This window comes from Mesorhizobium sp. RCAM 05104 (genome assembly GCF_059683645.1).
In genome coordinates, this window is sequence record NZ_CM185033.1 from 330,474 (window position 1) to 349,467 (window position 18,994).

Below are 18,994 nucleotides of genomic sequence, written 5' to 3' on the forward strand. Positions count from 1 at the left end.
GGGTCTATCGTGTCAGCGGGGGAAATCGTGATGGACCAGAATAGCGGTTGCTTGCCGGTCTTGCTGGTGATCGGCATCGGCTTATGGTTTGCTTTCGGACACCCGGCCAAGACCGTTGCTGACTGGTACTGGCCGAACGATGCCGCGCCCTGGGAAACAGTCGACGCGTTCTACTATCCAAACAAAGGCGACCTGGGCACTGTCCGCGAGCAGCATGGATTGGCCGATGTACAGAGCTGCCGCGATTGGGTGAACGCCCAGGCCTACGCTGATGGCGACCCGACCATGACACGCTCTGACTATGAATGCGGCTTGGGCGAGCCAGAGCCTTACGGGATACTGAAAATCTACCGCGCTACAGTCGACTAGCGTCCCGCCCGCCGCCGTCTGACCATGGCGTCAACAGCATCCTTCACCGACTGATTGCTTCGGATCGATCCGTCAGGCATCGCCTGATAGGTGCCGGGGTCACCAGCAGGTTTCACCACTGCCACGATTGCTTCGCGCCAGGCGAGGCCTAGATACCGGAACGCGGAGGCGTAGTGTTCCGCCCAGTTCTTGACCGGGGTCGACAGAAACACCTTCTTCTCGTCGTCCCATTCCCGACGAAAGGCCTTCAGGCCCTCGATGCCATCGGCCACCCGTTCATTGTTCGCGAACCGGGCGAGCTTGATTGTCTGCCGGCCGGCGTTCACCCCATCGGCAAAGCTCGCTATGCCGACCATCTTCGGCTTGCGGCCATGATCCTTCAGTGTTTGCAGCCGCGTGCGCGCCGTTCCCCACTGCGGATGCATGATGTCATGCGGAACGTAGTCGTTGCCCTTGTAGCCCTTGTCGTCGAGCCACTTGCACCAGTCGGCGAGGTCTTCGCTGTCGGGTAGGTAGAAATCGACGATGATGGGCGTGCCGTCGATGACCTGAAAACACCAGATCGGGTTGTTGGACGCCTTACCCAGATCCCAGACCGTGTGAACCGGGTAGGCCTCATTGACCGCAATGGGTTTGCCAATGCGGCCTTCCCGCTCCGCCTTCGCTACTTCAGAACCCCAATACGAGCCCACCAGCGCGCCCGCGAACGAGCAATAGAATTCCTGGTCAATCAGGAGGTCGGCAACCTCTTTGCCGAACAGGCCGGTGTAAATCACCCGCTGCTCTTCGATGTCCTCCTGCGATATCGCCTGTGTGGCATCGACGCCCAGCACTTCCGTGAACCACCCGCGCGGGTTCGACTGCGGATGAAAGGCATTGCCCTTTGTCGCGTCCAGCATGCCCTTGGCGTGGTTGTTGCCGCGCGGCGTGGTGATGAATGAGGCCCAGCCACCATTTTCAGCCAGAATCGGCGACAGGTACGCCCACGCCGCCGGCTTAGCCAATGCCCATTCCGAGAAGGTGATCCCGACCGGTGGCGATCCAACCAGGCTGTTGAAGTTATCCGAGCCGACAACCTGAAACGTCGATCCGACCTTGAAGCGGATGAACATCTCATTGTCGTTCATGTTCTCGATTAGAGGCTCTGGGAAGGCCTCGAACAGTCGGCGCTTGGCAGTGTGAGGGTTCACCGCGTTCCAGATGGCTTTGCGGGCCTGTGCGGCCTCCGGCAACATGTGCCAGTAGGTGCCCGGCCGCTCATGGGCGGACACGGCGTGCATGTTCAGGTTGATTTCATCCTTGCCGGCGCGGCGGTGCCAGAACAAGAGCTGGCGCCTACAGCCTTGCTCCCAAGTGTCCCATGCTTTCTTCTGATACCAGCGTGGCCGCCAGCCGGCGTTAGGAAGCTGGATTGTCGGCATCAGGCTTTTCCGCCTCTGAGAGCTTCAGCACCTGAACGACCAGCGGCCCGCCGTCGGGATCGGTGAGCGCGACCTTGGCCCCGTATTTCTTCGGCCGCATGCGCTCTGCTATCCATTTGCGCGTGTCGATGCGCAGCCGCGACCGCTGGATATGCTCGCTGTTGACCTGCTCATAGGTCGAGCCGTCCGCATTCGTCTTGGTGATGTAGTCGTTGCTGCCGTCGTCGGCGATGTCGGGCATTTCATCCACATGCACGTCAGCCTGGAGTTCACGCGCACGCGTGTACTGGTCGCAGAACGCCGCCCGCGCCGGATCAAGTAGCCATCGCAACACGGTCGACTTGTTCGGCATGTCTTCATGCAGACAAATCGAGCGGAGGCTGTTGCCCTCTGCCAACCGCTGGCAAATGGTGTCCGCCAGATCCTGGGTGAAATCACTTGGCCGCGCCATTGCTCGCCTCCTTCAACCTTATCTGCACCAGCCGCACATTGATCCCGAGCTGTTTTGCAATCTCTCGGGCTGAGAGACCCAGCGCCTTCATGTCCTTGATCGACTTGCGCCGCTGTAAAGCGAGTTGCCGACCCCTATGTTTGAAAGGCCGTTTGACCCGCACGTCACCTTTTTCGCGCGCCCGCTTGACGTACTGAACGACCGTTGTCGGCGAAATGTCTAGACACTCCGCGATGGTCTCGTACGTCGCCATGTCCTGGTACATATCGAGCGCGCGGTTTCGGTTGCGCACTACGGCGTCAACCGCCTTGCCGCCCTTCTTATTGAAGGAGGAATAGGCATGAAATGGGAGGGAAGCACGATGCTTTGGCTTGGACATCCCGTGGTTCATTTGTCGCCATCCGTGTCATCGGCGCGCCAAAATGATTTGTATGGCTTGGGCTTTGGTAGAAGCTCGCCTCCCCGATACTCGTAGTTGCCGCCTTCTTCGGCGCGCCATATGGCGTTCTCCTGCCGGTGCTTACTTAGCGTGGCGCCAGTGGGTCGATATTCGACCAACAGCTCAAGGCTGGCATACATCCTCTTCGGAGGATCGATCCGGTACCAAACGCCGCCATGAAGGAAGAAACGTTGAAAGCCGAGCTCCGTTAGGTTGCTCATGCGCAACTCGCAGATCGCGCCATCTTCTTTTGCGTCGCCGATCGGTCGCCAGGGGTTTTCCCGTTCAAGCCTCTCACGCTCTCGCCGCTCATCAATGGTCATCCTGCTTCCCTTTCGATGCGAGGTAATCGGCAACGCTGACTTGCCGGACGGCCGAGGCCGCACCGAATGTGCCGAGCTGGGAGGTGTTGAAGGCCCGCTTGCCTTTCGGATCGAATTTCGCCGAGGCTCCCTTCCGCAACCAGCCTGGAGCCTTGGCCGCGTTGCCCCTCAGGCGATGCTCAGCCTTGCGCTGCTTTTTGGCTTCCTGCTTTGCCTTGCGGCTGGGCTTGGCCTCCCGTTCGGTAGCCAGCCCTTTGGACAGGATCTTGGTCGAGATCCAGTCAGCCCGCTTTTCGGCCGCCGATACGGGCGAGCCTTCCAGCCGATCGACCACACGCCAAGCCTGGGCATTGGTTTCGAACGGACCAGCAGCGACACAGCTCCCGTCGACAACGACGAAGCCGTCCTCAGTTTCAACCACTGTCATGCGACATGCCCTCCCTCTGGCTTGTTGCTTCGATAGGAGAGCCGGATGATTTCCGCCTGCACAGCCGACCAGAACGCGCCTAGATGCTCGTCTTGTTCGCTGTCCGATATGCCGGTTCTTGCCATTTGCCGGATCAGGCCATCGGTGACTTGGTCGCGGTAGGATTCCGCCGCTTTGTCGGTTGGCTTGGCAAGCATCTTTTCAGCTGTCGAACGAATGCGACCGACCCGTTTTCCCATCGGGAACAGGATGATTTGACAGGGAGTCGGCCAGTCAAACAGCGTTGGCTGCATGCTCGCCTCCCGCCGTTACCATCTGGTAGGATAAGGATGTCACAGAAACCATGACGGTTTGCTCTACAAAGCACCCGGTTCCGTCATGCTTCTTATGACAGCGCGTCCTAGAAATCATGACGCCCTCCTACGGTTCGTCATGGAAGTTAGGACAGGGTCGTCATTGTTTTCATGACGGGTTTTTGTTTTCCGTCGCAGGCCGTTGGTGCCAGTCGGATTGTTGGCACTCGGGCCTTTCACCGGAAACTCTCGGTCGGGGCGCCAGTCGCGGTAGAGCTTCCTGCCGTCCTGCTGCTTGTCGGTCCCAGGCATCTTGATTTCGGTGATTTCGTAAGACGGGCACTTTGCCGCGCCCTCCACACCTAGGCATGCAGCTTCCGTTTGAAACAGAAAGCCCTTCCGTTGGAGATCCCGGAAGCCTTCGGCGGCTGTATCGGTTGCACACCCCATACAGGCCGCCGCCTGCCGCACACTCAGCCTTATCTTGCCGTTATTGTTGGCATCAGGGCCGCGCCATTCGAGCTTGACCCATGGATAAAGCGCCTGAGCCGTAGAAGAGAGCGCGCGCCACGCGGGTTGCTCCATTGTGTGGCGAATAATCTTGGTGAAATGCTCGCCCGGCGGGTTTCGTCCGTTGCCCTTCCCCATCAGTGCGCCCTCGCCCGGATCAGCGCCGCTTGCCGGCAGGCCTCGACCGCGTCTTTGAGCGGCAGAGCGAACTTCTCCTGCAATTGGGGAATTATCGCCTTGGTACGATCGGCCGAACCGGTGGCGAGCCATGCCGCCGCCTCAGCGACAGCAAGGTCGACGGCAGGCCAATTCCATTGCGGCGCCTCGTCCGCGTTCAACTCGTCGGTGCCACTCATGCCGCCCGCTCCGCAGGCTCAATGATGCTGGTGGGTGACTCCAACTTGTACCGGCCATGTACCCCGGAAAAAGGCCCGCCGTGGCTTTCGCGCTTTGTCGAGATCACGAACCCATCGCGCCGGAGAAGATAGACGGCATGAGCGACCCTGACGCCGGTTGGCAACTCCAGGGACGTGATGCCGGCGGCACCGGCCTTGATCAGTTTTTCCATCATCCAGGCGGCTCTACCGTCTAGTCTCTTCACGGCGCCATCCGGCTCGACCTTAACAAGAAGGGAGTACTTCATGCCGCGTCCTCCATGAAGAATTTGGTAAGGTTGGATCGCTCGGCGACCCATCGACCTCCCACCTTGCGCGCCGGCAGTTCGCCCTTTTCCAGCATGTGAAATGTCGCCCGCTGGGTGCGGCCAATGAATACGGATATGGCGTCGGCTCCCCATACCAACTCCAAACTATGGTCGGATTTCGTAGACAAATCGTGCTCCTTTCGTTCACGGGTGCAACTTGCATCTATTGCCAAGAAGTACCCGGAACTGTGGATGAGTGCAAGTCGCACTCTTGCCTTTCATGGTGGCAAGTTGCACTTATCCCCAGCATGAGTGATGATGACCGCGAAAAATACCCTAGTGAGCTGGCCGAACGCTTTCAGGTCCGGCTTCCGCCTGGTTTGCGAGACCGCATTAAAGAAGCGGCAGACAAACACAGCCGTTCGATGAATGCTGAGATTGTCGCGCGTCTTGAAGACTTTCCGACGCTTCAAAAGACGTTGTTCGCTACGACGCGGGAGCGAGCGAAACTGGCGGACGATAAGGAGCGCCTTGAATGGGAGCTGGATCGGCTAGAACACTTGCGAAAACGCTTCTTTAACAAGGAGGGAAAGCCTGCCCCTGTTTTAGCAATTCCCCAGCCCTTGCTTGATCGCATTAGCCTGGAAGCGGAGCAGAACCACCGAACGCTTGACGCCGAGGCGATTGCCGCTCTTGAGGTTGCGTTCCCTCCAAAGTCGATAGACATCAATCTTCTATCGGTCTTTTTGGAAAGCTTGATCGGCGTCAGTGCTCCTGACGGGAACAGCGACTATCTGAATTATATCAATAATGCTCTTGCCGACGCCAAGCAGCCATGGACCGTCCGAGCTGGCTGGGACGGTGAGGTAAGCTTTGTTCCCTACGCCACCCGCGCCGAGCAATCGAACGACGAGGGCGGGAACGAATGAGCGTCCGTAAGCGCACATGGACCAATAGCCGAGGCATCGAAAAGGAAGCCTGGGTTGTCGACTATGTCGACGGAAAGGGCATCCGGCGGCTGAAGACATTCGCCAGAAAGAAAGATGCCGACAGCTTCCGCGACGGCGCCGGCGTCGAGATCCGCCAGGGCATCCACGTAGCGGACAGGGATAGCGTCAGACTGGCCAAGGCCGGGGACATTTGGATCAAGGGGGCTGTAGACGCCGGGCTGGAGCGCTCGTCCACCGAGGCATATCGATCGCACCTTGACCTGCATATCAAGCCGTTCATCGGCCAGGAGCGGCTTTCCGATCTAAGCGTCAGCACACTCCGGGCATTTGAAGACAAGCTTCGCGAGAATGGCCGATCACCCGTAATGGTGCGCCGGATCATGGTCAGCCTTGGCACACTGCTCGCAGACGCCCAGGAGCGCGGCTTTGTGGCCCGCAACGTTGTTCGGGACATGCGCGCCCGTCGCAGGCGCGGAGAGCGCCAGGACAAGCGTCAGAAGGGCAAGCTTAAGGTTGGGGTCGATATCCCGTCACGCGAAGAGATCAGGGCTATTGTCAACGCCCTCTCCGGCCGGTGGCGCCCATTGCTGCTTACGGCAATCTTTACCGGGTTGCGCGCTTCGGAATTGCGCGGGCTCCGCTGGCGCGATGTGCATCTAGACAAACGAGAACTGCATGTGCATCAGCGCGCCGACAGGTTCAATGCGATAGGCAAGCCGAAATCGGAAGCAGGCGAGCGAACGATCCCTTTGCCGCCGACAGTCATCAACGCGTTGCGGGAATGGAAACTTACTTGCCCGCGCAGGCGTACCGGAAAGCTGGACGAGGAAGGCAAGCCGGTCACTGTGCTGGAGCTGGTCTTCCCTAACGGCGCGGGCAACATCGAGGGTCTGAGCAACATCATTCGACGTGGCCTGATCCCCACGCAGATAAAAGCTGGCGTCACTGTGCCAATTCTAGACGAGCATGGCGAGCCGCAGCACCACAAGGACGGCAAACCCGTTGTCACAGGCAAATACACCGGCATGCATGCGCTTCGTCACTTCTATGCCTCGTGGTGCATAAACCGCACCGAGGAAGGTGGCCTGGGATTGCCCGCTAAGATGGTCCAGGAAAGGCTTGGACATTCGACCATCGTGCTAACGATGGACCGCTATGGGCACCTGTTCCCGCGCGGCGACGACGAGGCGGAACTAGCCTCTGCCGAGCGGCTGCTGTTGGGCTAACGCGACACAGGCGCGACATAGGACACTGAAAGCCTTATTTCCCATGACTTCGGAGCGGTTTTGTAAACCGAAGGTCGGCGGTTCGATTCCGTCCGGGGGCACCAGTCCACCGGAAAAACTGACACAATTTCAACTGGTTAGAGATTTCTCCTGGTTGCCTGTCCTCCGTTGTATCCACCTTAAAAAGAAAAAGCCCGCCACCGTGAGGCAGCGGGCTAAGTGGAAAACATTTCCTCTTTCAGAAATGACCGTGCCAGCGCTGCCCCTCCTGTGGAACGTCCGGGTTGTCGGTCCAGCCGCACGAATCGCCCTCAGACGGTTCGGCATCGTGCTGCTCTTCGAGGTCGCAGTCATCTTCCTCGCGGTCATCGGTGCGGCAGACTTCGCCGCCACCGGCCAGAAACGGTTCAAGATCCGGGTCGGGCTCCACAAAGTCCAACAGCGAGATCAGTCGCTCAATCTCATCCTCGATCGAGCGACGGACGGACGGGTCAGAAAGGCGGGCCAGCGCGCTCATGAAGCACCGCCCTTCAAGCCCTCATGGCTTTCGAGGGCATCGTGCAATGGTGCGTGCATCTCGATCGCCAGCGCCATCAACCGGCCTATGGCTTCGGTAGCGTTTGCCGACAGACTGCGGCCCTGGGCACCGTCAGTCACCGCTCTGACAAGGTGCAGTATCGCAAGCAGATCGTAGCTGCATCCGGCCAATTGCGTGGCAGTCATATCGCCTTGGTCAACGAAGCGGTTCATGATGCACCGCCTTCGTCATCCGCCGGCATCATCGAGGAAAGCAGGACGCGCAAATCCTCGTCTTGGATTTCGCAGCAGCTACCGCGAAGGAAATGCGCGAGCGCTTCGGCTTTTCTGGCGACATCGGCAAGGGTCGTGCAGCGGTACGCGCAAATCGCAGTGAACGCGTCCATATCGGCATCGGAGGCAGCTTCCTCGATCTCCTTTGCCTGCCAGAGGCCGGCGGCCTTTCGGCGGCTTACCTCTTCACGCAAGACTTGCCGCAGGGTGCGCAAATCATGGGCCTCGGCCTTCTGAAGAGCAGTGGCGGCTTCCACCGCCGTAGTCGGCGCCACCTTTGTCAACGCCGCCAGTTTGTGGTGTTGCTCCTGATAGCGTCGACCAATGTCCTTGCGCACGTCTTGATAGTGTTCGGCGATGTCGAAGTGGGCGAAGAACGACTGAACGTTGAACGATTGCGCCCCGCCGATCGACAACGGCACAAACAGCTCCTTCTGGGCTACCTGGAAATAGGCTTCCTCCAGCTTGCTTGTTGCGGTGAGCGCGTCTTCAAAGTCGTCTACAGCCTTGTGCTTGGCGGCGATCAAACCTTCCAGCTCGGCAGAGGTCGCAGCGGCGGCAGATGGCTTCGTAGCCATTGCGGTTGCGGCGAGAGCGAGGCCCGCGCCGGTCAGGTTGAGCAGGCGGCGGCGGTTAACATTGGGCATGCCTTCGGCGGCTGCCCGAACAGGGGTGTTCGGCATGGTTTGTCTCCGGTGTTGTGGTTACCATTACCAACTTGGTTGGTCTTTTAACCATATGCCCCGGCCCCTATTGTCGTCAACAATAATTTGTGTATGATACCAAAATTCTTATATGTAGGGACAAAATGCCAATCACTGGATACCAGATAAGGGCCGCGCGCTCGCTCATTGGATTGGAGCAGATAGCCCTTGCCGATAAGGCGGGGGTCAGCGCCAACACGATCCGCAACATGGAAGCATTCGGCGCCGACCGCGTGAAAGTCCGAACGGACACTCTGGATGCCGTCACAGATGCGCTGAAGGCTGCCGGCGTCGTCTTCCTTGACGAGGGCGAAACGGCCAATGGAGGGCCAGGCGTTCGCCTGCGTTCAAGCCCATGACCGCCAACACGCCCCGAGCCCGCATGTCGGCCAATCGTCGACAAGCCATCTTCACCGAGCATTGCACCGGCCACAACGTCGCGCCGTGCTGCCTTTGTGGTGAGCCGATCCACCGCCACACCGACCGCTGGATTGTCGAACACAAGCGCGCCCTTGGTCTGCTAGGCCCGGACGTGAACACCAATTGCGGCCCGGCTCATTTCAAGTGCGGCGAGGTCAAGACCCACACCCAGGACTTGCCGAGTATCAGGAAGGCCAAGCGCCAGCAGGCCCGGCACGAAGGCACAAAAAAGCCGGCGCGAGGGTTTCAGACCCCGGCCGGCGTTGCGTTCGATTGGAAGCGGCGGCGCTACGTGGCTATCGTATAGGATAGTCCGCCTTGACGACGATGCGGGTGTAGGCCCGCTCCAATCCAAAGACAGCTTCATCCTTGGTGGTCACGGTTCCCCTCGCCCCACCTTCGTGGCAGGTCCAGAACCATGTCCCCTTAGCCGGCCCGTGCAGGGTCTTCATGATCCTGCCGACACCCTCGCTTTGAAAGCTGCCCTCGAAGTCATAGGGCACAGCTTGCCCGCCGATGACGGTCCTGCCCCATTGGAGATGAACGCGAGCGCCACGGTCAACCACGAACTGGAATGCGCCTTCCTTCGTGTCGAAGGTATCGATGGCAGCGCCGCCGTCCACGACTTGCCAGCCGCGCTGGTAGGCGAAACGGATGATGAGGCGATCGGATGGCATTGAGCCGATATAGCGTTCAATCTTCCTCGCGGAAATCCTGCAATGAGGCGTGGCGCAACTTCTCTTCGCCGCGCAGGTGCTTCACAGTGGCGACAAGCCCCGGCTTAACCCATTGCGTCGCCGAACGCTTCATGCCCTTCGGCGCCGTCCCCGCGTGGTCCTGGACGCGCTGCCAGAGCCGTTCGCGCATATCGCGGTTCAAGGTGATGAAGGCCGAGCCGACATATTTGCGCGTGACAGGCTCACCCAGCAGGGCGAAGGCAGGCTTGCCGGCTTCGCGTTCGACGCCCAGCAGCTCTAGTTCGCTGGTCGTGTAACATTTGATTTTCCACCAGGCGGTGGAATCGCCGCTGCGATATTTGCTGTCTTTGCGCTTCGAGACCATGCCTTCGAGCCCGGCTTGGTCGATCACATGAAAAATGGCGTTCGCTTCGCCCGGCAGCGCTTCGCTGAATTGGATGCGTCCGCCCGGTTCGATCATGCCGTGTAGGATTTCGCGACGGTCTTCGTTCGCCATGCTGCGCAAGTCGTGACCATTGAGGTGCAGCAGGTCGAAGGCCACGAAGTAAAGGTCGTGCTGGCGCTTGGCGATAGCCGACAACAGAGCTTTGAAATCGGAAAGACCGGCAGCATTGGTGACGATGATTTCGCCGTCGATGATGGCGCTTTCAACCCCCAGCTCTTTGCCGGCCGCAGCGAGGTCACGGTATTTCGCCGTCCAGTCGTAGCCGTTGCGCGTGAAGATCCTCGCCGCGCTATCTTCGATGATCATCTGTGAACGGTAGCCATCGAATTTGACTTCATGCGACCAGTCGTCACCCGCAGGCGGCTTCTCGTGCAGCATCGGCAATTGCGGTGGAATAAACTTCAAACGCATGAACGAACTCACATCGGCGCGATTCAATTAACTTGCGCTGAATTGGTTCCCAAAACGCAAAAAGCCCGCCAGCCGAAGCCAAGCGGGCATGAGGAGGCGCTTCAAGCAAACCCGGCGGCGGGACAACGAGCAGAGATCGGCTTGTTGCTTCCAGCTGCGCTTTTCAATCAGCTCTTCTCACCGATCTTGTTTATCTTTTCGAACAGGAAGGTGATCGAATATATGCTTAAAAAGCCGTAATGCGAGATAAAGAATAGAACGCAGATGATGGCAAAATCCTTTAAACTCCCGATATTTTTCCCGGCTATATAGCTGAAATTCACATTGAAAAGGACGATATAGGCGGCAATGTATAGCACGCCGATTGTGCATAGGTATCCAAACAATAGACTCGCATACTGCCGAAGGCTGAGGGTTTCAAAGAATGCTTCGTGTTCCTCATTGCTCCATATTCTGATCTCGGCATTTGTCCCAGCAAGCTTGTCGTCCAAGCCCTTGCGCTCAAAGGTAGCAAAGGCCCCCAATGCCGCGAGATGGAACGGCACCACGAAAACCATGAACTGAAAGATGTTTGCAGTTAGATTCGGCAAAAAATCGCCCGAGAAAGCCAGAGGAAAATTGTGGAGCAAGAGAAATATAACTAGCGTCACAGCGGCGGGCAGAAAAATCTCGTACACGCGCTTTGATCTATAAAAAGGGTGGCTTCCTCTAATCGTCAAGAAGCGGATTGATGCCAGAAGTTCCCTGATCCACCACATGGCTATTTCCAGTACTTCTCGTTGTGGATGGCTTCTTTTGCGGCCTTCATTACCGGAGGGTGGAATTCCGCGTAGCATTCTGCGGTGGTTCCGACGAGGCCTCCTACCGGCACAGTCCTGCAATAGCGCATGTCCGCTTCCCCCAGTTGATCGATGGCTACGACTCTGGTGTTCCCAGCGGGCTGGCCCTGTTCGTCCACGAGTTCAATATTCAACGCCTCGAAGTCGATACCCGCAAAAGATTGGCGAACGTGGTCGATGAGACTTCTCACCTTGCCGAAATCGGCGGTTGGGTTTATGCGCGCCGTAAGCTGAAGATCTAAGCGCTGAATTTTCGGCTCATCGGCTTCACCCTGGAAATCTTTCGTTCCACGAACCAGCTTGAAGCCGCCAATCCTACCTTCTTCGAGGTCTTTTTTAAGGCTGGCATTCTGCTGGGGATTAAACGTTACAGTCGGCCGATACCCGATAGTCTCGGGCTTCTCCTTAGCGCTACGCCTTTTTTTCTCAGCGACAAACTTCTCTGGAAATTCCTTTGCATAGCGCTCCATGAGATTTGATAGGAAACTTTTCGCGAGCGCGCGGCCAATTCCACGAGTTCGCTCCATCGCCATTCGATAACGCCCTTGATCCCCGCCGACGGTGATGGCCTGCTTGGAGATCACAATGTGTGATGAAGCCCCAGGGACGTCACCGGGTTCGTCCGACGTAATCGTTTTGACAGTACGGTTTTTGGTGTTCACAAAACTTGGCAACCCCCTATCCGGATCGCCGCGAACGAGCAGGAATGAAATGTAGCTAGCCTCATCCTTGAGGTCAGAGATGTAGATTGCGTTGGTCTCATCCTGTGTTTCCTTGCCCCCTGCATTGGTGCCGACAATGAGTGCGATAGCATCGTTTTTGTCGTAAAAGTGCTTTGATGCCGCGACCAGCGTGTCTAGGTACACCTCAGCATTCACTGCCGGGTACCGTCCCATTCCAACCTTCATAAGCTGAAGAAATTTTTCGGCCATTGCACTCCCTCCCAATCCATGCCGATTGAAATCAACATGGCTCGCAAGAGTCGATAGCCTTGGTCTAAGAACTAAGTGGGAAACGTGAAATATATTTTAGGGTACGGCTGTCCAACGTCTTGGCCTTCCTCGAAACCAGCTTGAACGCCCCACTACGGGCAATCATAGCCGCTTCACGGGAGGATGGGGCTACCGCAGCAGTTCAGGCGGAGAGCCCACCAGACCGGCCTTCTTCTCGGGTGCGAGATTGTCCACCTTGGTTGATAGCACCTCGATCTTGGTCGAAAGCCCGTTCACATCCTTGCGGATCAGCTCCAGCGTATTCGTGAGGATCTCGGTAAAACGATCGATACGGACGTTAACCGCGGTGGCCTGCTGCTCCAGGATGCCGACACGGTACGGCATGTTCGTGAGCGGCGCCAAGGCAGCCTGGATGTCATCGAACTTCCTGTCGGTGACGCTGGACCGAGTGACGCGATATTCCTCGACCTTCGCAAGGCGCGCGTCGAGGCTGTTCACATAGGTCACGACTGCGACTGCGGTCCCGAGCACTGTGAGCAGGCTCGGGATATTGAAGGTTCGCCAGTTGATTTGGACTGAAGCGTTCTGCACTGCGTCGTCCCCGCGTTGGTCTGCCATGCACTGCTTCCTATAAACATCCGTGTTGCCCGAATGGTTGCCGTGTCGAAGAAATCAGATACGCCCGAGCACAATCAAAATGAGGATGATCACCAGCACCAAGCCGAGCCCGCCGCCGCCGTAGTAGCCGGTGCCGTACCACGGCCCGCCGCCCCAGCCGCTGAAACCGCCGAAGAAGGCGACCAGCAACAGGATGATGATGATGCCGCGAACGCTCATTTTGCTTTCTCCTGTTGCCGTCGAATGGCACTGATCGTGAAGCCGCCGATCGCCAGCACCAGCACCGCAACGCCGGCAATGATTGCCCAGAGACTGCTAGCGCCGGCCGCCCGGCTTTGCATGTCGTCGAGCTTGGCAGCGTTCTTGTTGATGTTGTCTTCCATCGCCTTGAACCGGACGTCGGTCGCCACAAACAGCGCCTTGGTTTCATCCTTCGAGATGAACGTTCCCGCCTGATCGGAAAGCGTGTTGCGAAACTCGTTCACGCTGTCGAAGCGCTTGGTGAGTTCGGCCGCAGCCTTGTCGGCGGATTCCTTCGTCGCGGCCAGCGTGTCTTGCAGCGCCTTGGTTTGAGCGTCGGCCCGTTCATTGTAGAGCCGATCGCGTTCATCGATCAGCAGCCGAAGCGTCTTCACGTCATTGTCGACGCGATCAAGGATGTCGGTCCGGTTCTGCTCGATCCGGTTCGAGAGAAAATCCCGAAGCGAAACGCCGTCGGTGTTCGGCGCTGGCGCCGGTTCCTGTGCTGCAGCGCCGACCGTCATCAGCGCCAGGACAATTGCAGCAAACTCGAGCCTTTGGTTTTTCATCGCAGGACACACCCGGTTGCCGCGCAAAAATGGTGGCAAATCCCGAAGATGACCGCCGAGACGACGATCAGAAACAGGATGTAGCCGGGCAGCGCGTTCACGGCTTCCAACCGCACCACTTCACGCCCTGCGCATTGAAGGCGTTCAATTCGTCCAGCTCCGGCCGGGTCATGACCGCCACGACAGCGAGAGACGACCGGCGCGCGTGGTTGTGGTCGCACCAGACTTGCCGAGGATTGTCGACCGGCGCCGACGGCGTGCAGCCGGCGAGCGCCAGGCAGAGAGCGAGAGCTTTCAGTGTCTTGCCCATTTCTCAGCCTCCGCGCGCGCTTCCGCGTCCGTCATCCCGGCCGCAGTGGTCTTGGTCGCATCGTCTTCACGGTTCATCTGCAGCCGATCCTGTGCGGCGCGGAGCTTGGCGGCGTCCTGTGCCGCCTTGTCCTTTTTCGCTTGGCGCCGGCTACCGGCAACGAACAGGGTGATCGCCCCGCCCGCCGCCGCGATGACGGTCATCAGCGTCTTGCTGCCGATGATCGCGTTGAACAGCCAAAGGAGGAACGCGCCCATCAGCGTCGATCCCCCGCGTTGAACGCCTCTTTCGATTTGTTCACGCCGTATTGCGAGGCGAGATAGAGAGCGGCGCAGACGAAGATCACGCCGCCGATCCAGACATATTGCGGAACGTCGCCGACGAAATCCTTGAACGGCGTCAGGTAGTTTGTGGCAGGCGCGATGTAGTCGACACCCTTGGTTACTGCCGTGCCACCGCCGACGACGGCGGCGCCCAGCCTTGTCCACCAGTGCACGCGGGCTTCGGGTATTTTCGCGGCGACATCGCCGGCCGTGGCGTTGGCGCGTTCCGGCGCCATCTTGCGCGGCGACGCGGTGGCGAGCGCGGTCAGGAAAGCTTCGTCGATCGTGTCGCTTGGCGTCAGGCCATCGGCATCGTTCTTGAAGCTCAGGATGGCACCGCGCGTCAGCGGCCCCATCTTGCCGTCGATGCCGCCCGGATTGTAGCCGAGGTCGGCAAGCCGCTTCTGGACGGTTTCGATCACTTCCTTCGTCGGCGGATCAGGAACGGCAGGAACAGGATCAGCGGCCACAGGAGCGGGCTCTACAGGGGCGGCAGGCTGCGGAGGCTCAGAGTTCCGGACAAGCACCAGCGGAGGCTTGGCGTGCGCCGTGGCGTGCGCTGGTGCCTCTTGCCCGGCATAGTCGGCGGCTACCAGGCAGGCTTCGAACGAACGGGCATAGCCGGCGATCGTCGCGCCGTTGCGCTTGACGTCATCGTTGATGATGCCGCGCGCGTTCGTATAGTTCGCCTTGGTGCCGCTGATGAAGTCCGCCAGCTTCTTGCCGGTGAAGATCCCGCGCAACATCCCGACGAACATGATCTTCACCGCGATGTCAGGGCGAAGCGCAAGATCGGGATTGCCGACGAGGTCGACGCCGATCAGAGCGCCGATCTTTGCATACATTTCTTTGCCGGTGATTTGCGGCAGGCCCCGACCGCGAAAATCCCAGCCATCGTTCGGGCCGGTGTTGCCCATGCGCCCGCCATAGACGAAGTTGGCCAGCTTTTTCGGCTGCTTCACATAGGGCAGCGTGCTGGCCGCTGTCGGGAACCGCGACGGCCAGGCCTTCATCATCGCCTTCGTCGAGTAGTTCAGGTTTTCCGAAATCGGCTGCAGAGGCCGGCCGACTTCGTGGTACGGCGTGGCCAGGATATAGGCGAGCTGCTTCAGCGGCACGTCGCGCGCCTGTCCTTCATCGAGGATCAGGTTCAGCGTTGCCAGTTGCCCGGCCGACAGGCTGGTGCCGAAGAGCCCCGAGCCACGCGCCCGGAGAGCGGCAAAGAATGCAGTGCGATCCATAGGGAAAGTACCTTTCGTTCAGATTTTTCGCAGGGGATTGAACATGACCTTGAGCATCCCGACGTTCAGCTTCACGTCGGGTTGCTTCCAGCCGATCCAGAGTTTGATGAAGCGACCGCCGCCCAGCGGAATGTCGCGTCGGTAGCTGAAATAGCGCCGGCCCTTGGCGGTCACATAGACCAGGGTGAAGCCGGCTGCGACGCCGGTATCGAAAACGCCAAACTGCGGCGTCTTGACTTCGGTCGTGACCGGCCCGGCATAGCCGAGCACATAGGCGTTGAAGCCATAGCCGGGGTTACGGCCCTTTCGTTCGCAATATTGCCGCGTATCTAGTCTTTCTTGCCTGCTCCTTCAGCAGCCGTCGCTGCGGTTTCGGCCTCGGCCGCGCGCGCCTTCATGATCTGCTCATTGATCGACTGGACGATCGGCGCGGCAAACTTGAACGGAACGTCCTGCAGTGCCCGGTCGAGGACCGCCATCTGCTCTTCGGTGAAGGTCAATGTGTACAATGCGTTCTCCTGTTAGCTGGCCCAGCCAAACGCGCGCCAGTCGTTGACGACTGCCATAAGCACGCCCGCAAGCTGCGGCAGCGTGACAGTCGAGGTGTCGAAAGTACCGCGCTGGATAGTGCCAGTAAGCGCGGCTTGAGCATTTCTGGCTACCGGCGTGGCGCCAAAAACCCCAATGCCGGTGGTGTTGATCTGGAGCTTGTTCGTAGCCGCGCCGTCTCTCAACCGAATGCCGCCAGTGCCTCTACCGATAAGGCTCATGTCAGTGTTGGCATCATCGCCAAGAACCTGAAAGTTTGGTCCGACACCAGTCGCAGCAGGGCTATATGCGATGTAGTTGACGGCGCTCGCCACGTAGGTGGTGGACTGGATTATCTTCCCACCAGTGTTCTTGACGAGCAGCCCGGTGTCGTCGGCTATGACGAACATCTGATGCGCCGCGTTGGACACCTCCGAGTGCAGCGTAAAGGCGTAGTTGCCCAGTGCGTCACTCGTGAACCACTCTACGCGGGCCTTGTCGGGCAGCATGATGGCGTGCTGGTAGTTGGTGGAGGCATCCTTGGTGAGGGCATTACGTCCGAAGATGATGCCGGTGCGGAACTTGGCCCCGTTGTTATTAATGAGCAGCGCCCAGTCGGTATCGTAAGCTACGGTGTTGCCGCCGCCGCTCGCCAGCAGAATGCCAAACACGCGGCCCTGCACGTAGGTGGCCTCTGGCGTGGCCTGTGCGGGCACAAGCGAGCTGTTAAGCCTGGTGGCCTCGATCTCAACGCCATTCACCGTCGTATCTGAGCCGGGGCGCTGGACTGCCTCAAAGTAGTGACCCCAGACAATGCTGCCACCACCATTCGAGTGCCCGGAGGCAAAGCTAGCGCCGCCGTAGGCTACCTGACCGCTGCTTCCATCTGGGGTTCTTGCCGCACCCAAGATGCCAAGGTTAGGTTGGCCCGGTGTTGGGTCGCACACTGCGGCAAGCTGTGCACCGTACAGCAGGTAAGACATGGCGAAGGCGCTGCTGGGGGCGATCTCATCGTTGAGCCACGACCCGGCCCCCGTAGTGCCCACCCCCGCGCTGTCACCAAGCCAGCGCGTTGCACCCTTGCCAACCAGAACGCGGTCGGAGAAGCGCTTGTAGTTGATGCCGCTGATGCCAAAGTTCAGGCCGCCGTCTTGCCGTATCCATGCTCCCCCAGTGCCGTCGAGTTGACCTCCCGTGGGGATCACGTAGATTTTCTGGGCCGGATCGAATAGCTGCTTAACGGTAAAGTTGGTGGTTCCCGTTAGGTCCACCGCCGTACCGGCTAGCGCATTGGCAAGCGTGGTGGCCAGCTTGAGGTTATCGGCGTCCACCTTGATGGCGTAGTACACCGTGTTGACCGTGACGCCGTTGACGGTGGTTGTTGATACCACACCAGAGGCCGTGGAGAGCCCGTGGGCTACCTTGGTGATCGTATCGGTGCCCGAGTTGACGGCAGTCGAGGTGACGCTTTGGAGGACCGTGCGGGTAGACAGGTCGCCCCCCTGCCAGCGATACCAGCTCTCAAAGCCAAAGTCGGTGACGTAGGCAAGCCTGTCCTTCGATGTGTCGAGGCCCGGAAGTTGCGCAACGGTGCAATACGTCGGCAGAACGCCAGACAGCCGCAAATCCGGCGCCGCAATAGCCCCAGTCAGACCGGCAACAGACGCAACGGCGCCCTGGTCTCCAGCGCGGTCGAAGATCAGCCAGCAGGCTTCAGCGTTCGCAATGGCGCCGGCACCGCTTACGTAAGCCAGCGTCAGTTTTCGGTAGCCAGTTCCGTCGACCACGGAGCCGGTCACGTTGAAGACGTACTTTGTCGCCGCCGTCGTCTTCGAGCGAGATCGTCAACGTGCCGTGGATGGTGTTCGTGCTGTCGTCGAACGTGTCGAGCATTCCCGTCTGGGAGACGGCGTCGCTGTCCTGGTTGTCGACATAGGCGCCGGTCGCCGAAGCGATGGTCGCGTTGTTCAGGCGGAAAATGCCGTTGCCGGGATCGGCGTCGGCCGTAGTCGTCGAGAAGACGTAAGGCAGGCCAGCGACCACAGTCGCCGCCGCTGTAGCGCTCGCAGCCGCAGCGGTGGCAGAGTTGCCCGCGTTGGTCGCCTGCGTGCTGGCGGTGGTCGCAGAGCCCGAGGCAGCGGTAGCGGAACCGGATGCCGCCGTCGCCGAGTTGCTGGCGTTGGTCGCCGAGGTCGCAGCGCTGGAAGCAGATGTCGACGCGTTCGAGGCCTGCGTTGTGGCGGTGGTCGCAGACGTCGCGGCATTGGTTGCGCTGGTGGATGCCGCCGAGGCCGAGCCCGCCGCCGCCGTGGCGGAACCAGATGCAGCGGTTGCGCTTGTCGCCGCCGCACCGGCCGACGTGGACGCCGCCGAAGCGCTCGACGCAGCCGCAGCCGCAGCCGCGACCGCATCGCCCAGCGTGTCTTCCGAGAGATAGAAGGCCAGGACGATGTTGTCCGTCCCGATCACCGGATTGACCGTTTCAAAGGCAAAGACAAAATCGGCCGCCACGGTGCCTTGCTGCACGTGAACGGTCGTTCCCTTCTGCAGCGTGCGCGAGGTGCGCGCGTCGGCCGCGCGATACCATTGACCGGCGCTCGCGGTGTAGATGCCGTTCGTCTTGGCGTCGGTCTGGTTTTTCACCAGCACCCGATCGCCGACTACGGTCAGAAAGCCGTCGATGGTTTGGAGGCCATAGAGGGTAATGTTCGCCGTCGTGGCGAGGCGAACAGGTTCGCGCTCCCCGGTCAGGAGGCGCACGGCGGCAGTTGCGGGTCGGGCCATTAGGCTTGCTCCATTAAGCACCCCGCAGGGCGAGGCTTGAAAAAGTCGG

At 59.5% G+C, this 18,994-nt stretch carries 32 protein-coding genes and 1 tRNA gene; 6 read left to right on the top strand and 27 right to left on the bottom strand.

Annotated elements, in window-relative coordinates:
* Nucleotides 1–30 precede the first annotated feature (30 nt).
* Nucleotides 31–369 (top strand): hypothetical protein, encoded by a 339-nt coding sequence (locus tag AC56QP_RS01785; RefSeq protein WP_489861153.1) that lies wholly within the window; start codon nucleotides 31–33, stop codon nucleotides 367–369.
* Here the strand turns inward: AC56QP_RS01785 and AC56QP_RS01790 are convergent.
* The 10 genes from AC56QP_RS01790 to AC56QP_RS01835 all read right to left on the bottom strand — a co-directional run bounded on the left by AC56QP_RS01790 (nucleotide 366) and on the right by AC56QP_RS01835 (nucleotide 5,064).
* Nucleotides 366–1,790, bottom strand: coding sequence for a hypothetical protein (locus tag AC56QP_RS01790; protein ID WP_489861152.1), 1,425 nt, complete (start codon nucleotides 1,788–1,790; stop codon nucleotides 366–368). The genes AC56QP_RS01785 and AC56QP_RS01790 overlap by 4 nt on opposite strands.
* The gene (locus tag AC56QP_RS01795) at nucleotides 1,768–2,241 is read right to left on the bottom strand and encodes a terminase small subunit-like protein (protein WP_489861151.1); all 474 of its coding nucleotides are present in this window, start codon (nucleotides 2,239–2,241) and stop codon (nucleotides 1,768–1,770) included. The genes AC56QP_RS01790 and AC56QP_RS01795 overlap by 23 nt, the downstream gene beginning before the upstream one ends.
* Nucleotides 2,225–2,632, bottom strand: a complete 408-nt coding sequence (locus AC56QP_RS01800; RefSeq protein WP_489861150.1) for a helix-turn-helix domain-containing protein — start codon at nucleotides 2,630–2,632, stop codon at nucleotides 2,225–2,227. Before AC56QP_RS01800 ends, AC56QP_RS01795 begins: the two co-directional genes overlap by 17 nt.
* Nucleotides 2,629–3,003, bottom strand: a complete 375-nt coding sequence (locus AC56QP_RS01805) for a hypothetical protein (RefSeq protein ID WP_489861149.1) — start codon at nucleotides 3,001–3,003, stop codon at nucleotides 2,629–2,631. The genes AC56QP_RS01800 and AC56QP_RS01805 overlap by 4 nt, the downstream gene beginning before the upstream one ends.
* Nucleotides 2,993–3,430, bottom strand: a complete 438-nt coding sequence (locus AC56QP_RS01810; protein ID WP_489861148.1) for a hypothetical protein — start codon at nucleotides 3,428–3,430, stop codon at nucleotides 2,993–2,995. Before AC56QP_RS01810 ends, AC56QP_RS01805 begins: the two co-directional genes overlap by 11 nt.
* Nucleotides 3,427–3,723, bottom strand: a complete 297-nt coding sequence (locus tag AC56QP_RS01815; RefSeq protein WP_489861147.1) for a DUF6074 family protein — start codon at nucleotides 3,721–3,723, stop codon at nucleotides 3,427–3,429. Before AC56QP_RS01815 ends, AC56QP_RS01810 begins: the two co-directional genes overlap by 4 nt.
* 114 nt (nucleotides 3,724–3,837) lie before the next feature.
* Nucleotides 3,838–4,371: a hypothetical protein gene (locus tag AC56QP_RS01820; protein ID WP_489861146.1), complete on the bottom strand. Its 534-nt coding sequence runs from the start codon at nucleotides 4,369–4,371 to the stop codon at nucleotides 3,838–3,840.
* On the bottom strand, nucleotides 4,371–4,589 hold the full coding sequence (locus AC56QP_RS01825) for a hypothetical protein (RefSeq protein ID WP_489861145.1): 219 nt from the start codon (nucleotides 4,587–4,589) through the stop codon (nucleotides 4,371–4,373). Before AC56QP_RS01825 ends, AC56QP_RS01820 begins: the two co-directional genes overlap by 1 nt.
* Nucleotides 4,586–4,876 (bottom strand): winged helix domain-containing protein, encoded by a 291-nt coding sequence (locus AC56QP_RS01830; RefSeq protein WP_489861144.1) that lies wholly within the window; start codon nucleotides 4,874–4,876, stop codon nucleotides 4,586–4,588. Before AC56QP_RS01830 ends, AC56QP_RS01825 begins: the two co-directional genes overlap by 4 nt.
* A complete protein-coding gene (locus AC56QP_RS01835) occupies nucleotides 4,873–5,064 on the bottom strand; it encodes a DNA-binding protein (protein WP_489861143.1) in 192 nt (63 codons plus the stop codon). The genes AC56QP_RS01830 and AC56QP_RS01835 overlap by 4 nt, the downstream gene beginning before the upstream one ends.
* A gap of 120 nt (nucleotides 5,065–5,184) precedes the next feature.
* Here AC56QP_RS01835 and AC56QP_RS01840 point away from each other — a divergent pair, with 120 nt between their 5' ends.
* From AC56QP_RS01840 to AC56QP_RS01850, 3 genes are all read left to right on the top strand, one after another.
* Nucleotides 5,185–5,805, top strand: a complete 621-nt coding sequence (locus AC56QP_RS01840; protein ID WP_489861142.1) for an Arc family DNA-binding protein — start codon at nucleotides 5,185–5,187, stop codon at nucleotides 5,803–5,805.
* Complete coding sequence (locus AC56QP_RS01845; RefSeq protein ID WP_489861141.1) at nucleotides 5,802–7,052, top strand: tyrosine-type recombinase/integrase; 1,251 nt, start codon at nucleotides 5,802–5,804, stop codon at nucleotides 7,050–7,052. Before AC56QP_RS01840 ends, AC56QP_RS01845 begins: the two co-directional genes overlap by 4 nt.
* Nucleotides 7,023–7,156: transfer RNA gene (locus tag AC56QP_RS01850), tRNA-Thr, on the top strand. The genes AC56QP_RS01845 and AC56QP_RS01850 overlap by 30 nt, the downstream gene beginning before the upstream one ends.
* Before the next feature lie 134 nt (nucleotides 7,157–7,290).
* Here the strand turns inward: AC56QP_RS01850 and AC56QP_RS01855 are convergent.
* The 3 genes from AC56QP_RS01855 to AC56QP_RS01865 are packed head-to-tail and all read right to left on the bottom strand — an operon-like array spanning nucleotide 7,291 to nucleotide 8,545.
* Nucleotides 7,291–7,569 (bottom strand): hypothetical protein, encoded by a 279-nt coding sequence (locus AC56QP_RS01855; protein WP_497100839.1) that lies wholly within the window; start codon nucleotides 7,567–7,569, stop codon nucleotides 7,291–7,293.
* A complete protein-coding gene (locus AC56QP_RS01860) occupies nucleotides 7,566–7,802 on the bottom strand; it encodes a hypothetical protein (protein ID WP_497100838.1) in 237 nt (78 codons plus the stop codon). Before AC56QP_RS01860 ends, AC56QP_RS01855 begins: the two co-directional genes overlap by 4 nt.
* The gene (locus tag AC56QP_RS01865) at nucleotides 7,799–8,545 is read right to left on the bottom strand and encodes a hypothetical protein (RefSeq protein ID WP_497100837.1); all 747 of its coding nucleotides are present in this window, start codon (nucleotides 8,543–8,545) and stop codon (nucleotides 7,799–7,801) included. The genes AC56QP_RS01860 and AC56QP_RS01865 overlap by 4 nt, the downstream gene beginning before the upstream one ends.
* 125 nt (nucleotides 8,546–8,670) lie before the next feature.
* Here AC56QP_RS01865 and AC56QP_RS01870 point away from each other — a divergent pair, with 125 nt between their 5' ends.
* Both AC56QP_RS01870 and AC56QP_RS01875 read left to right on the top strand, forming a co-directional pair.
* A complete protein-coding gene (locus AC56QP_RS01870; RefSeq protein WP_497100836.1) occupies nucleotides 8,671–8,925 on the top strand; it encodes a helix-turn-helix domain-containing protein in 255 nt (84 codons plus the stop codon).
* Nucleotides 8,922–9,293: a hypothetical protein gene (locus tag AC56QP_RS01875; RefSeq protein ID WP_497100835.1), complete on the top strand. Its 372-nt coding sequence runs from the start codon at nucleotides 8,922–8,924 to the stop codon at nucleotides 9,291–9,293. Before AC56QP_RS01870 ends, AC56QP_RS01875 begins: the two co-directional genes overlap by 4 nt.
* On the opposite strand, the gene AC56QP_RS01880 is transcribed toward AC56QP_RS01875, so the two are convergent.
* The 14 genes from AC56QP_RS01880 to AC56QP_RS01945 all read right to left on the bottom strand — a co-directional run bounded on the left by AC56QP_RS01880 (nucleotide 9,283) and on the right by AC56QP_RS01945 (nucleotide 18,945).
* Nucleotides 9,283–9,663, bottom strand: a complete 381-nt coding sequence (locus AC56QP_RS01880; RefSeq protein ID WP_497100834.1) for a hypothetical protein — start codon at nucleotides 9,661–9,663, stop codon at nucleotides 9,283–9,285. The genes AC56QP_RS01875 and AC56QP_RS01880 overlap by 11 nt on opposite strands.
* Before the next feature lie 16 nt (nucleotides 9,664–9,679).
* Nucleotides 9,680–10,540, bottom strand: a complete 861-nt coding sequence (locus AC56QP_RS01885; protein WP_497100833.1) for an ATP-dependent DNA ligase — start codon at nucleotides 10,538–10,540, stop codon at nucleotides 9,680–9,682.
* Between the two features lie 167 nt (nucleotides 10,541–10,707).
* Entirely contained in the window at nucleotides 10,708–11,298 is a 591-nt protein-coding gene (locus AC56QP_RS01890; protein ID WP_497100832.1) for a hypothetical protein, read from the bottom strand.
* A gap of 2 nt (nucleotides 11,299–11,300) precedes the next feature.
* Nucleotides 11,301–12,311 (bottom strand): hypothetical protein, encoded by a 1,011-nt coding sequence (locus tag AC56QP_RS01895; protein ID WP_497100831.1) that lies wholly within the window; start codon nucleotides 12,309–12,311, stop codon nucleotides 11,301–11,303.
* A 189-nt stretch (nucleotides 12,312–12,500) separates the two neighbouring features.
* Complete coding sequence (locus tag AC56QP_RS01900; protein ID WP_497100830.1) at nucleotides 12,501–12,950, bottom strand: hypothetical protein; 450 nt, start codon at nucleotides 12,948–12,950, stop codon at nucleotides 12,501–12,503.
* Nucleotides 12,951–13,004: 54 nt separating this feature from the next.
* Nucleotides 13,005–13,169 carry a DUF3309 family protein gene (locus tag AC56QP_RS01905; RefSeq protein WP_497100829.1) on the bottom strand — a complete coding sequence of 55 codons (165 nt, stop codon included), beginning with the start codon at nucleotides 13,167–13,169 and terminating at the stop codon, nucleotides 13,005–13,007.
* Nucleotides 13,166–13,759 (bottom strand): hypothetical protein, encoded by a 594-nt coding sequence (locus AC56QP_RS01910; RefSeq protein ID WP_497100828.1) that lies wholly within the window; start codon nucleotides 13,757–13,759, stop codon nucleotides 13,166–13,168. Before AC56QP_RS01910 ends, AC56QP_RS01905 begins: the two co-directional genes overlap by 4 nt.
* Before the next feature lie 97 nt (nucleotides 13,760–13,856).
* Entirely contained in the window at nucleotides 13,857–14,069 is a 213-nt protein-coding gene (locus tag AC56QP_RS01915; RefSeq protein ID WP_497100827.1) for a hypothetical protein, read from the bottom strand.
* Nucleotides 14,054–14,326 (bottom strand): hypothetical protein, encoded by a 273-nt coding sequence (locus tag AC56QP_RS01920; protein WP_497100826.1) that lies wholly within the window; start codon nucleotides 14,324–14,326, stop codon nucleotides 14,054–14,056. The genes AC56QP_RS01915 and AC56QP_RS01920 overlap by 16 nt, the downstream gene beginning before the upstream one ends.
* Complete coding sequence (locus AC56QP_RS01925; RefSeq protein ID WP_497100825.1) at nucleotides 14,326–15,633, bottom strand: peptidoglycan-binding protein; 1,308 nt, start codon at nucleotides 15,631–15,633, stop codon at nucleotides 14,326–14,328. Before AC56QP_RS01925 ends, AC56QP_RS01920 begins: the two co-directional genes overlap by 1 nt.
* A gap of 18 nt (nucleotides 15,634–15,651) precedes the next feature.
* Nucleotides 15,652–15,903, bottom strand: coding sequence for a DUF7338 family protein (locus AC56QP_RS01930; RefSeq protein WP_497103905.1), 252 nt, complete (start codon nucleotides 15,901–15,903; stop codon nucleotides 15,652–15,654).
* A 59-nt stretch (nucleotides 15,904–15,962) separates the two neighbouring features.
* On the bottom strand, nucleotides 15,963–16,133 hold the full coding sequence (locus tag AC56QP_RS01935) for a hypothetical protein (protein ID WP_497103906.1): 171 nt from the start codon (nucleotides 16,131–16,133) through the stop codon (nucleotides 15,963–15,965).
* A gap of 21 nt (nucleotides 16,134–16,154) precedes the next feature.
* Nucleotides 16,155–17,960, bottom strand: coding sequence for a hypothetical protein (locus AC56QP_RS01940; protein WP_497109017.1), 1,806 nt, complete (start codon nucleotides 17,958–17,960; stop codon nucleotides 16,155–16,157).
* Nucleotides 17,875–18,945 carry a hypothetical protein gene (locus AC56QP_RS01945; protein ID WP_497109018.1) on the bottom strand — a complete coding sequence of 357 codons (1,071 nt, stop codon included), beginning with the start codon at nucleotides 18,943–18,945 and terminating at the stop codon, nucleotides 17,875–17,877. The genes AC56QP_RS01940 and AC56QP_RS01945 overlap by 86 nt, the downstream gene beginning before the upstream one ends.
* Nucleotides 18,946–18,994 lie beyond the last annotated feature (49 nt).

Coding starts and splice junctions, on each gene's coding strand:
- AC56QP_RS01915 (WP_497100827.1), bottom strand. CDS start 14,069: ATGGGCAAGACACTGAAAGCTCTCGCTCTCTGCCTGGCGCTCGCCGGC.
- AC56QP_RS01895 (WP_497100831.1), bottom strand. CDS start 12,311: ATGGCCGAAAAATTTCTTCAGCTTATGAAGGTTGGAATGGGACGGTAC.
- AC56QP_RS01875 (WP_497100835.1), top strand. CDS start 8,922: ATGACCGCCAACACGCCCCGAGCCCGCATGTCGGCCAATCGTCGACAA.
- AC56QP_RS01845 (WP_489861141.1), top strand. CDS start 5,802: ATGAGCGTCCGTAAGCGCACATGGACCAATAGCCGAGGCATCGAAAAG.
- AC56QP_RS01790 (WP_489861152.1), bottom strand. CDS start 1,790: ATGCCGACAATCCAGCTTCCTAACGCCGGCTGGCGGCCACGCTGGTAT.
- AC56QP_RS01840 (WP_489861142.1), top strand. CDS start 5,185: ATGAGTGATGATGACCGCGAAAAATACCCTAGTGAGCTGGCCGAACGC.
- AC56QP_RS01815 (WP_489861147.1), bottom strand. CDS start 3,723: ATGCAGCCAACGCTGTTTGACTGGCCGACTCCCTGTCAAATCATCCTG.
- AC56QP_RS01945 (WP_497109018.1), bottom strand. CDS start 18,945: ATGGCCCGACCCGCAACTGCCGCCGTGCGCCTCCTGACCGGGGAGCGC.
- AC56QP_RS01820 (WP_489861146.1), bottom strand. CDS start 4,371: ATGGGGAAGGGCAACGGACGAAACCCGCCGGGCGAGCATTTCACCAAG.
- AC56QP_RS01870 (WP_497100836.1), top strand. CDS start 8,671: ATGCCAATCACTGGATACCAGATAAGGGCCGCGCGCTCGCTCATTGGA.
- AC56QP_RS01805 (WP_489861149.1), bottom strand. CDS start 3,003: ATGACCATTGATGAGCGGCGAGAGCGTGAGAGGCTTGAACGGGAAAAC.
- AC56QP_RS01795 (WP_489861151.1), bottom strand. CDS start 2,241: ATGGCGCGGCCAAGTGATTTCACCCAGGATCTGGCGGACACCATTTGC.
- AC56QP_RS01885 (WP_497100833.1), bottom strand. CDS start 10,540: ATGCGTTTGAAGTTTATTCCACCGCAATTGCCGATGCTGCACGAGAAG.
- AC56QP_RS01785 (WP_489861153.1), top strand. CDS start 31: ATGGACCAGAATAGCGGTTGCTTGCCGGTCTTGCTGGTGATCGGCATC.
- AC56QP_RS01925 (WP_497100825.1), bottom strand. CDS start 15,633: ATGGATCGCACTGCATTCTTTGCCGCTCTCCGGGCGCGTGGCTCGGGG.
- AC56QP_RS01800 (WP_489861150.1), bottom strand. CDS start 2,632: ATGAACCACGGGATGTCCAAGCCAAAGCATCGTGCTTCCCTCCCATTT.
- AC56QP_RS01860 (WP_497100838.1), bottom strand. CDS start 7,802: ATGAACCGCTTCGTTGACCAAGGCGATATGACTGCCACGCAATTGGCC.
- AC56QP_RS01865 (WP_497100837.1), bottom strand. CDS start 8,545: ATGCCGAACACCCCTGTTCGGGCAGCCGCCGAAGGCATGCCCAATGTT.
- AC56QP_RS01900 (WP_497100830.1), bottom strand. CDS start 12,950: ATGGCAGACCAACGCGGGGACGACGCAGTGCAGAACGCTTCAGTCCAA.
- AC56QP_RS01880 (WP_497100834.1), bottom strand. CDS start 9,663: ATGCCATCCGATCGCCTCATCATCCGTTTCGCCTACCAGCGCGGCTGG.
- AC56QP_RS01830 (WP_489861144.1), bottom strand. CDS start 4,876: ATGAAGTACTCCCTTCTTGTTAAGGTCGAGCCGGATGGCGCCGTGAAG.
- AC56QP_RS01825 (WP_489861145.1), bottom strand. CDS start 4,589: ATGAGTGGCACCGACGAGTTGAACGCGGACGAGGCGCCGCAATGGAAT.
- AC56QP_RS01920 (WP_497100826.1), bottom strand. CDS start 14,326: ATGGGCGCGTTCCTCCTTTGGCTGTTCAACGCGATCATCGGCAGCAAG.
- AC56QP_RS01890 (WP_497100832.1), bottom strand. CDS start 11,298: ATGTGGTGGATCAGGGAACTTCTGGCATCAATCCGCTTCTTGACGATT.
- AC56QP_RS01855 (WP_497100839.1), bottom strand. CDS start 7,569: ATGAGCGCGCTGGCCCGCCTTTCTGACCCGTCCGTCCGTCGCTCGATC.
- AC56QP_RS01910 (WP_497100828.1), bottom strand. CDS start 13,759: ATGAAAAACCAAAGGCTCGAGTTTGCTGCAATTGTCCTGGCGCTGATG.
- AC56QP_RS01810 (WP_489861148.1), bottom strand. CDS start 3,430: ATGACAGTGGTTGAAACTGAGGACGGCTTCGTCGTTGTCGACGGGAGC.
- AC56QP_RS01905 (WP_497100829.1), bottom strand. CDS start 13,169: ATGAGCGTTCGCGGCATCATCATCATCCTGTTGCTGGTCGCCTTCTTC.